Annotated in this window: 7 protein-coding genes; 5 read left to right on the forward strand and 2 right to left on the reverse strand. The window is 37.5% G+C overall.

Features of this window, described 5'->3' with window-relative positions; all coding sequences use genetic code 11:
- Positions 1-68 precede the first annotated feature (68 nt).
- Together QS62_RS10030 and rnhA are read right to left on the reverse strand one after the other, a co-directional pair.
- Positions 69-2,069: a BCCT family transporter gene (locus QS62_RS10030; protein WP_066109668.1), complete on the reverse strand. Its 2,001-nt coding sequence runs from the start codon at positions 2,067-2,069 to the stop codon at positions 69-71.
- Positions 2,070-2,332: 263 nt separating this feature from the next.
- Positions 2,333-2,800, reverse strand: coding sequence for a ribonuclease HI (gene rnhA, locus QS62_RS10035; RefSeq protein WP_066109651.1), 468 nt, complete (start codon positions 2,798-2,800; stop codon positions 2,333-2,335).
- Positions 2,801-2,868: 68 nt separating this feature from the next.
- Between rnhA and dnaQ the strand changes: the two genes are divergently transcribed.
- The 5 genes from dnaQ to cas3f all read left to right on the forward strand — a co-directional run bounded on the left by dnaQ (position 2,869) and on the right by cas3f (position 10,458).
- Positions 2,869-3,624, forward strand: coding sequence for a DNA polymerase III subunit epsilon (gene dnaQ / locus QS62_RS10040; RefSeq protein WP_066109655.1), 756 nt, complete (start codon positions 2,869-2,871; stop codon positions 3,622-3,624).
- A gap of 116 nt (positions 3,625-3,740) precedes the next feature.
- Positions 3,741-5,126, forward strand: coding sequence for a prephenate-dependent tRNA uridine(34) hydroxylase TrhP (trhP, locus tag QS62_RS10045; protein ID WP_066109657.1), 1,386 nt, complete (start codon positions 3,741-3,743; stop codon positions 5,124-5,126).
- 668 nt (positions 5,127-5,794) lie between these two features.
- A complete protein-coding gene (locus QS62_RS10050; protein ID WP_066109660.1) occupies positions 5,795-6,019 on the forward strand; it encodes a hypothetical protein in 225 nt (74 codons plus the stop codon).
- A gap of 150 nt (positions 6,020-6,169) precedes the next feature.
- On the forward strand, positions 6,170-7,135 hold the full coding sequence (cas1f, locus tag QS62_RS10055; RefSeq protein ID WP_066109663.1) for a type I-F CRISPR-associated endonuclease Cas1f: 966 nt from the start codon (positions 6,170-6,172) through the stop codon (positions 7,133-7,135).
- Complete coding sequence (cas3f, locus tag QS62_RS10060; protein WP_066109665.1) at positions 7,132-10,458, forward strand: type I-F CRISPR-associated helicase Cas3f; 3,327 nt, start codon at positions 7,132-7,134, stop codon at positions 10,456-10,458. Before cas1f ends, cas3f begins: the two co-directional genes overlap by 4 nt.
- The last annotated feature ends 171 nt before the right edge of the window (positions 10,459-10,629 follow it).

Genomic DNA, 10,629 nt, shown 5'->3' on the forward strand with positions numbered 1-10,629 from the left:
TTTAGATAAGAAATTAATTTACTTTGTCAATAAACTGAAGCCCACTTTAATGGCGGGCTTTTTTTTCATTAAGAGAGATCATTTAGCAATAAACTATGCGTATCATCTAACGCTAAATTCATATAACGTTCATATTGTTTCAGAATATCGACAATTAATTCATCTTTACTCATATATTGCACATCATAACCTTCACGACCATCGTTAAAGAAAGTAATTGGTTCATAGATATTATGTTGCTCAATATGCGGCAAGCTGTCATCTTCGATTAATAAATTAGAGAGAGAACGTTTTTCCCCTGAAACACCATAAAGGAAATTATGGATATTATCGTTTTTAATCACTAATGCGACACGTAATGGCGCATATTTTTTGATTGTTACTGTTAAGCCATAACTCTTTAGTTCTGTTTCTAATTCATTAAATGCTGGTAAGACAATTTTTTCAAAAAACTCTTTAATATCAGCACGTTGTGGTTGCGTCATAATCTTACTTAAACGTTCACGCCACTGTTTGCCAGTCCAAACAGAGCTACCATGGGCAAATTTCTTCGAGAAATATTGACTATCTACCATTAAACCACGCCATAAGCCAAAGCAGAGCAGTAACATAATTAAGGTAAACGGCAAGGCGATAATTAATGTCATTGTTTGTAATGCCGCTAATCCGCCAGAGCGTAATAAGGCAATGGCTAAAGCAGCGAGTAATACTGCCCAGAAGGCGCTTTGCCATGCTGACGCTTTATCTTTACCTTGTGAAGCAATATTGTTGATCACATAGATACCTGAATCGGCAGAAGTGATAAAGAATAATGCAATAATTAACATCGCTAATAACGAGGTAATGGTTGAACCAGGCAGATGTTGGAAGAAAGCAAATAACAATGCTTCAGTATTGCTGCTTAATTCGGATAATGCACCTTGTGTATGTTGATCAACCCAAATTGCTGAATCACCGAAAATAGTCATCCATAACGCGTTGAATAGCGATGGCACAAATAACACACCAAGAATAAATTCACGAATAGAACGACCTTTAGAAATTTTAGCAATAAATAAACCGACGAATGGCGCCCAAGAAACCCACCATGCCCAGTAAAGGACAGTCCAGCCATTGAACCAACCTTGTTTATCCGGCTGATTGGCAAAAGTACGGAAACTTAGTTCAATAAAATTACTTAAATAGTTACCAATGTTTTCAGAGAAGTTACTAAATAAGAAAATCGTTGGACCGGCGATGAGCACAAAGATCATTAATAGAATCGCCATACCTAAGTTAATTTCACTAAGTAAGCGAACTCCTTTGGCGACACCAGTAATCGCAGAAATGGCCGCTAAAGTCATTACCACTAAAATAATGATGGACAGTGTTGCTAAACTGCGATCGTCCATCCAGCCAATGGCGTGCAAACCAGCATCTAATTGTAAGGCACCATATCCTAAAGTAGTGGTAACCCCAAAGACGGTACTACATAAGGCCACAATGTCGATTAAATGACCCCAAAAACCAGATACACGATGTTTTAAGATCGGGTAAAAGCCAGAACGGATGGTAAGCGGTAATTTATAACGGAAGCTAAAATAGGCTAAAGTTAAACCGATAACAGCATAAATTGCCCAAGCGTGGATACCCCAATGGAAAAAGGAGAGAAGCAAGGCATTTTCGACTTTTTCCGTTTGGGTAGCGTTTTCTGCTAAAGGAGCAACGTAATGTGAAATGGGTTCAGCAACGCCGAAATACATCAAACCGATTCCCATTCCTGCTGCAAACAGCATTGCCATCCATGACATAAATGGGTATTCAGGCTCTTCGTTTTCCGTTCCTAATTTAATATCGCCTAAGCTACTAGCACAAAGTAATAGTAGAAAAATAATAAAAATAGAAACAGCGATCACATAAAACCAACTAAAGTTGGCGAAAATATTGTTTTTAATGCCATTAAGCAAATTTTCTGTGGTTTGTGGGGCAAAAATCCCCAAACAGGTAACGGCTAAAATAAACAATAAGCTCGGCACAAAAATTGGTGCTTTAAACGTACTCGTTGTTTTGCAATAACGTAGCAAATTCAAAATAAAATCTCCCATTTTATATTTGTATGATCAGCGTTAAATGCTGTCATTATTGATGTTGGAAATCGTTGTGTTGTAATAGATTTCCTAAGTTGAAAAATAATCTAAGCACAGATTATTTAATTTAGACGGGAAGTGAAATTCCCTGTAAAAGTGTCAAAAAACCGCAAAATGGTAACTGATTATATTGGAAAATGCAAATTTTTAGTTTTTAATACTACTTTTTTCATTAAAGTAGCATTTTAAACTACTGTATGAATGCGCTATTCAGAGGGCTGATAGCCTGTATCTTGTTCAGTTGGTTGGTTTGCTGCCATTCTAGCTAACGTATCGCATAATTCATTTTCCGGATGCCCGGCGTGACCTTTCACCCATTGCCAATGAATTTGGTGACGTTGAATAGCTTGATCTAAAGCGATCCATAAATCTTGATTTTTTACTGGTTTTTTCTGACTTGTTTGCCATTGATTACGTTTCCATGCGTGAATCCACTCAGTAATGCCTTTGCGCAAATATTGGCTGTCGCTATATAGGGTAACATCGCAAGGTTCTTTTAATGTATTCAATGCGGTAATCGCAGCAAGTAATTCCATGCGATTATTGGTAGTAAGTTGATAGCCAATGGCAATTTGCTTTTGGTGTTGTTTATAGCGTAACACAATACCAATACCGCCACTTCCCGGATTTCCTAAGCAAGAACCATCTGTAAAAATATCGATTTTTTTTAGCATAACAGAGTTTGTATTGTTAAAATGACGCCTAATTATAGAGATTCCACAACGAAAAGAAACCCGAAGTTATGCAAATTGATGAGAATAGAATTGTTGTTCTGGATACGGAAACAACAGGAATGAGTGGCGGTAGTGAACCACAAATAGGACACCGAATTATTGAAATTGGTGCAGTTGAGTTAGTGAACCGTCGTCATACAGGGCGTAATTACCATGTATATTTGCAACCGGATCGCGAGGTTGATGCTGCGGCGATTGAAGTTCATGGTATTACTAATGAATTTTTGGCAGATAAACCACGTTTTGCAGAAATTGAACAAGACTTTGTTAATTTTATTAAAGGCGCTGAATTGGTGATTCATAATGCACCATTCGACGTGGCATTTATCAATCAAGAGTTTAAGTTTTTAAAAGAAGCCTTTACTACAGATGATATTTGTCGGGTAACAGATTCATTAAAAGTAGCGCGTGAACTTTATCCCGGTAAGAAAAATTCATTAGATGCGTTATGCAGTCGTTTAGGTATTGATAATAGTAAGCGTACATTGCATGGAGCGTTACTGGATGCGGAAATTTTAGCTGATGTTTATTTGGCAATGACTGGTGGACAGGTTAGCTTAGCGTTAGATGCTGAGCCGATTATTATCACTGGCGGTGGTGCGGTACAACAAAATGGTGAACATACGGTATTGCAGCGTGATTTAGTCATCTTAAAACCCAATGAAGAAGAGTTAGCCGCTCACCAGAAATATATTGAGTTAATTAATAAAAAAAGTGGCAATCAATGTTTGTGGGAAAAGTTGCTTGCTGAAGAAACTCATTAAATTACTCGCCTAATCAATCAGCTGCTTGCATTCTGTTAAGTGGCTGATTACAATTCATCCCCCAATATTTATACCCTAGCGGTATAACCTGACCTGTGATCAGACAAGAGATAATTATGACAACAGAAACCTATACTAAACCAGAGCTGCTTTCACCAGCAGGCTCGTTGAAAAATATGCGTTATGCGTTTGCTTATGGCGCAGATGCTGTTTATGCCGGTCAACCACGTTATAGCTTACGTGTACGTAATAATGAATTTAATCACGCTAATTTAAAAATTGGTATTGATGAAGCGCACGCTTTAGGCAAAAAATTCTATGTAGTGGTTAATATTGCGCCACACAATTCTAAGCTAAAAACCTTTATTAAAGATTTAACTCCTGTTGTGGAGATGAAGCCTGATGCGTTGATTATGTCCGATCCTGGGCTAATTATGTTAGTGCGTGAACATTTTCCAGATATGCCGATTCATCTTTCAGTACAGGCAAATGCAGTGAACTGGGCGAGCGTTAAATTCTGGCATCAGATGGGATTAACTCGCGTGATTCTTTCTCGTGAACTCTCTTTAGATGAAATTGCGGAAATTCGTCGTCAAGTGCCTGATATTGAAATTGAAGTATTCGTGCATGGTGCATTATGTATGGCCTATTCTGGACGTTGTTTGTTGTCTGGTTATATTAATAAGCGAGATCCAAATCAAGGAACTTGCACCAATGCTTGTCGTTGGGAGTATCAAGTCAAAGAAGGGCAAGAAGATGAAATGGGAAATATCGTTGATCCAAGCGATATGATTCCAATTAAAAATGTGGCGCCAACTTTAGGCGAAGGCGCTACCACTGATAAAGTCTTTTTATTGACAGAAAGCCAACGTCCAGATGAGCAAATGCAAGCGTTTGAAGATGAGCATGGCACTTATATTATGAATTCAAAAGACTTGCGTGCAGTGCAACACGTAGAAACTTTAACGAAGATGGGCGTTCATTCTTTGAAAATTGAGGGTAGAACCAAGTCTTTCTATTATTGTGCGAGAACTGCACAAGTCTATCGTAAAGCGATTGATGATGCGGCAGCAGGTAAACCTTTTGATGAAAGTTTATTATCAACTTTAGAGTCGTTGGCACATCGTGGTTATACCGAAGGATTCTTACGCCGTCATACTCACGACGAATATCAAAATTATGATTATGGTTATTCAATTTCTACTCGCCAACAGTTTGTGGGAGAGTTTACCGGCGTACGCAAGAATGGTATGGCGGAAATTGCGGTAAAAAATAAATTCTTACTTGGTGATGAAGTGGAAATGATGACGCCTAAAGGTAATATTGTTTTTACTATTAAAGAGATGGTGAATCGTAAAGGTGAAACGGTAGAAGCGGCGTTAGGTGATGGCCATTTTGTGTTTGTACCAGTGCCAGAAGATATTCAATTAGAGTATGCGTTATTGATGCGTAATTTGGTTGATGCCGATACTAGAAATCCACACAGTGAGAAAAAAGGTTAAAAAAGTTAAAAAAATATTAAAAATGTTATTGTAATATGACAAAGGGTACAGTATAATCCACCCCGTACCCTAAAATATGACTCCAAATGTTTTCCCCTTTATTTTTCCCGAATAAAGGGGATTTTTTTATTTGTCATTTTATCTTTTAAAATCAATCTGATATAAAAACTCAATGCTACTTTCCCTTTCTTTATAACTGTATATTTATACAGTATTTGTAGTATAATATAGCCTGTTTTATGATCCAAAATGATCGCAAATGATGTGATTTACACACGATTTGCACACGCGATTGCATCTGAATGTTACAAAATTTAACAAAACATACCGAGAAGCTCTACTACGCATCCAATATGAAAGAAGTGATCAAATTATTTGATTAAGACGAAATAACAAAACGATTGTTTTTTATTCTTGTATTGAATGTAATTTAGAAAATCTAGCAAAGGGCTAGAAACAGCAAACCCCACTCTGTGTAGAGTGGGGCTTAACAATAGGAATTAGGATTATGCGAACCGTTATTCTGATAATCCTGTTCATCTTACTAATAGCGATTAGCTCAAACGCTTATTAGTAACTGAACTAAGTCCTAGTGATAGTTGCAGCTATCGCTAGGCAATTCCTAAGTACTATAAACAACACAAATAAAAAAAGCAAGAGGTTAAAAAATGGCAAATAGCAATACAGAACACAGCAAAAAATTGCGCTCTAAAACCGCATCAGCATACAATAAAAAAGCACTTGAAGAAGGAAAAATAAAAGCAATTTCATTACGTCTTGATGCTTCTTTAGCTGCAGAATTTGATGCCGTTTTGTCAGAATTAGCTGATACTCGTCCAGCTGGCATAAAAAAACTCTGTGAAATTTACCGCCAATATAAGAAAACCGTTTAAGAAAGAGGTTTTTATACAATTAAAGTTAGAGATAATATTTAAAAATTATATGAAATAGAATAAACAAGCTCTCTTTTATCTGTATATGTATACAGTATTTATTGCTATAATAACCCCAATTCACCCTTCCACATTTAAAAAGGCAACGATATGAGAAATAAAGATTATATCCCTTCCTCTAATCTACAAACGATTTTACATTCTAAACGAGCTAATCTTTATTATTTAGAACATTGTCGAGTATTGGTAAATGGCGGTAGGGTTGAATATGTGACCGATCAAGGGAAAGAGTCTTTTTATTGGAATATTCCGATTGCTAATACCACCTGTATTTTGTTAGGAACAGGAACTTCAATTACTCAAGCGGCAGTGCGTGAACTGGCAAAAGCAGGCGTGATGATTGGTTTTTGTAGCGGCGGTGGTACGCCGTTATTTGCTGGTACAGAAGCAGAGATTGGTTGTGATTTTTTTAGCCCACAGAGTGAATACCGTCCTGTTCAGTATTTACAGCAATGGTGCCAATTTTGGTTTGATGATCAGAAGCGTTTAACTATTGCGAAGAAATTGCAAAATTTGCGCTTACAAACGATTCGCCAATGTTGGTCAAAATTAGATTGGCAAATTGACAACAAGTTATTAGAACTACTAATTCAGAAGGCAGAACAAGAATTTGAGCAAGCGCCTAATAGTCAAGCGTTACTGACAGCAGAAGGGCGCTTAACGAAAAACCTTTATTCGTTTGCTAATTTCGCCACATTGAAAGATCCGCATTTTAAACGTAGTGAACGAGGGGAATCATCAGATTCTGCAAATCAATTCCTTGATCATGGTAATTATCTTGCTTATGGCTTAGGGGCAACGGCTTGTTGGGTGTTAGGATTACCGCATGGATTAGCGGTTTTGCATGGAAAAACTCGACGTGGCGGTTTAGTGTTTGATACTGCAGATATTATTAAAGATGCGTTAATTCTGCCGCAGGCTTTTATCTCTTCATTAAGAGGGGATGAAGAAAATGATTTCCGCCATTACTGTATTGAAAATCTACTGCAGTTTGAAGCATTGGATATTATGATTGAAAGCTTAAAACAGCTAGCTGAACAAGGAGCTTCATTATGAATATCTTGTTAGTTAGCCAATGTCAAAAAAATGCCCTCAAAGAAACACGTAGAATTTTAGACCAATTTGCTGAACGTTGTGGTGATCGTGTCTGGCAAACAGCAATTACTCACGCTGGTTTGCAAACGTTAAAGCAATTATTACGGCAAACAGCAAGAAAAAATACAGCAGTTGCCTGTTACTGGACGCATGGAAAGAATCAGACTTCATTATTGTGGATAGTAGGCGATCAACGGCAATTTAATCAAAAAGGGCGTGTACCAACCAATCGAACACAACGTAATATTTTGCGACAAGAAGATGAAATCGCTTGGCATAATGCTTATAGCATACAGATTATTAGTGCATTAGCGGCGTTGTTACACGATTTAGGCAAATCTAGTATCGGTTTTCAGGAAAAATTAAAACCACAAGCGCCTTTTTATGCTGATCCTTATCGACATGAATGGATTTCGGTACGGATATTTGAAGCAATGATTCAAGGTTGCCAAACCGATATGGAATGGCTAACACGCTTGGCGAATTGGGCGGAATATCAGCAGCAAAATCCAAGTTGGTTGCAACAGATAAAGATAGAAGATCCAACACCAAAACAAGGGCGATTTGAACAGTTACCACCAATAGCGAAAACGATTATTTGGTTAATTTCTTCACATCATAGGGTGCCGTATTTACCAGAATTTGCCGAAAAAAATAATAATCGGAAAAAGGTATGGGAAACGGAAGTAGCGCACGATTTAAAGCGTTTTTATCGGTTGTTATCAGCAAGTAATGGCTGGGTTGCTAATCCGCATAGTGAGCATCCACAACCGAAGAAATTCTGGCGTTTTAATCAGTTAGTTTCAGATAGCTCTGCGTGGCAAAAAGCAATGACTCGTTGGGCAAATAAAGCCTTAAAACATACGTCGTTAATGAATTTAGTCAGCAATGTTGAAAATATTAGTGATCCTTTTTTATTGTTGTTGAGTAGATTGTCATTAATTACAGCTGATCACCATTATTCTTCACTTAATCCTAATCCTCAATTTGGAGAAAAGGATTTTCCATTATTTGCGAATACAGATGCGAAAGGGCAGACAAAACAACGTTTAGATGAGCATTTGCTAGGTGTTTGTCAAAGTGCAGTGCGTTTTGCCCGTATTTTGCCAAGATTGAAAACATTGTTGCCAGCATTAACACATAAAAGTTTTAATAAACGAAGTGATATTGCTCGCTTTCAATGGCAGAATCGAGCTTTCGATTTAGCAAAACGATTACAAGCCAGCACTGAACAGCAAGGCTTTTTTGGCGTAAATATGGCGAGCACTGGATGTGGTAAAACTGTTGGAAATACTCGCATTATGTATGCACTCGCCAATCCGCAATTAGGGGTAAGGTTTACTATTGCTTTAGGATTAAGGGTATTAACTTTACAGACAGGTAGAGCTTTAAAAGACAAATTGCGATTAGATGATGATGCGCTGGCTGTATTGGTGGGCGGTGATGCTGTTAATAAGTTATTTGCTTTACAGCAAGAAAAATCTGGTAGTGAATCTGTCGAAGATTGGCTGGAAATGGCAGAAGTTGATGGTGGTATAGTTGGAGAGAGTGCGTTAGATAACCTTGCAGAATTTAATACATTGATTGCTAATCATAAAGCGAAAAATTTATTACTCACCCCACTCGTTACCTGCACGATTGATTATTTGATGAATGCTAGTGAATGCTTGCGAGGTGGTAAATACATTGTGCCAATATTACGTTTATTGAGTGGCGATTTAATTCTAGATGAACCAGATGATTTTGATCAAAATGACTTGCCAGCCTTGAGCCGTTTAGTGCATCTAGCTGGATTGTTTGGCAGTAAAGTGTTGCTTTCATCTGCAACATTAACGCCAGATTTGGTGAGTGGTTTGTTTGAAGCTTATCAAGCAGGAAGAAATGTTTGGAATCAGAATAATCAATTACCATCTCAAGGAGTTTGTTGTGCTTGGTTTGATGAATTTAATCAGCAAAGTTTTTCTTGTTCAGATCTCGCCAGTTATCAAGCACAGCATCAAGAATTTGTTCAGCAAAGAATTAATAAATTGAAACAACAACCCACCAGACGTATGGCAAAAGTAATGTCTTTGCCTAGTGTTGCTGGTGGGGAAAATCAAACACTGAATTGGCCGCTATTTGCTCAACAGCTATTACAACAAGCAATAGCATTTCATACTGAGTTTGCGATTAGTGATGATTCATCCACAAAACGAGTAAGTGTTGGTTTGCTACGGTTTGCGAATATTCGACCAATGATTCCAACTATCCAAGCAATGTTGCAACAACAATGCCCAGACAATACAGAAATTCATCTTTGTTGTTATCATTCACGTCAATTGTTGCTATTGCGTAGCCGCTTAGAACAAAGTTTGGATCGCTTGTTAACTCGCAATGATCCACAGGCTTTATTTCAACAACCTGAAATAAAATTAGCATTAGACAATAGTCAAAATGAAAATCATATTTTTATTGTAGTGGGCAGTCCAGTGACAGAAGTGGGGCGTGATCATGATTACGATTGGGCAATTATCGATCCGTCGTCAATGCGTTCTATTATCCAATTAGCTGGACGAGTGTGGCGACATCGTCCAGATAAAGTTGCTACAACGCCGAATATTGCATTGTTACCAAGTAACTGGAAAGGGCTAAAGGGGCATCACTATACACGAGAAATTTTTTATCATCCCGGTTTTGAAAGTAGTGAACATCCTCTCATTTCTCACCGTACACAAGATATTATTAACCCAGAACAACTTGCTGTTGTGGACGCAGTAGCGAGAATTGAAGCTCCAACTGAATTGGATGAGAATGCGAAGGCACAAAAAACGCTAGCAGAGTTAGAGCATAGTGTGATGAGAAAGATGTTTAATAGTTCTAGTTTAAATTATGTCAATGGCTATTGGCGTAGTGATAATGCTAAATTAGCTGCACACTATACGTTGACTACGCCGTTTCGGGCCTCACAAAAAATGGAAGATTTTGTCTGTTTACCTGATGATGAAAGTTCGTGGGGTTATGCCTTTGCGTATAGTGAAAAAGCACATCAGAATTTATTCTCTTGTAATAAAGAGTGGCATAGGTTTCAGTATCAACCGATTGAAAATCAAAATTCATCAATTAAGCCATGGCTTGTTTTTTCCTTAACAACAGCATTGGATGAGCTAACAGAAGCATTAAAGTTAAAAGATGTTGAACAAACAGCGTTATCTTATGCAACCGTTTCATTAAGAAAAGATGAGCAAACAGAAGCAGTTTGGCAATTTAATGAATTTTTAGGTTTTTGGCGACAGGAAGATCAATAGTGATTTTTTCCGATGAGGTACATTACAGATAAAGAGAATAATAATCTCAATTTAAAGTAGCTTTAAATCACGTTTAAATTACGTTTAAAAGAGATTTTGGTCTAAGCTGCCTATGCGGCAGTAAAGTGCGTAATCACTTAAATTGGCTAGAAGAACAATTTCTAAGCTGCC

The organism is Gallibacterium salpingitidis (assembly GCF_001678495.1).
In the GTDB taxonomy this organism is placed as follows: Bacteria; Pseudomonadota; Gammaproteobacteria; order Enterobacterales; family Pasteurellaceae; genus Gallibacterium; species Gallibacterium salpingitidis.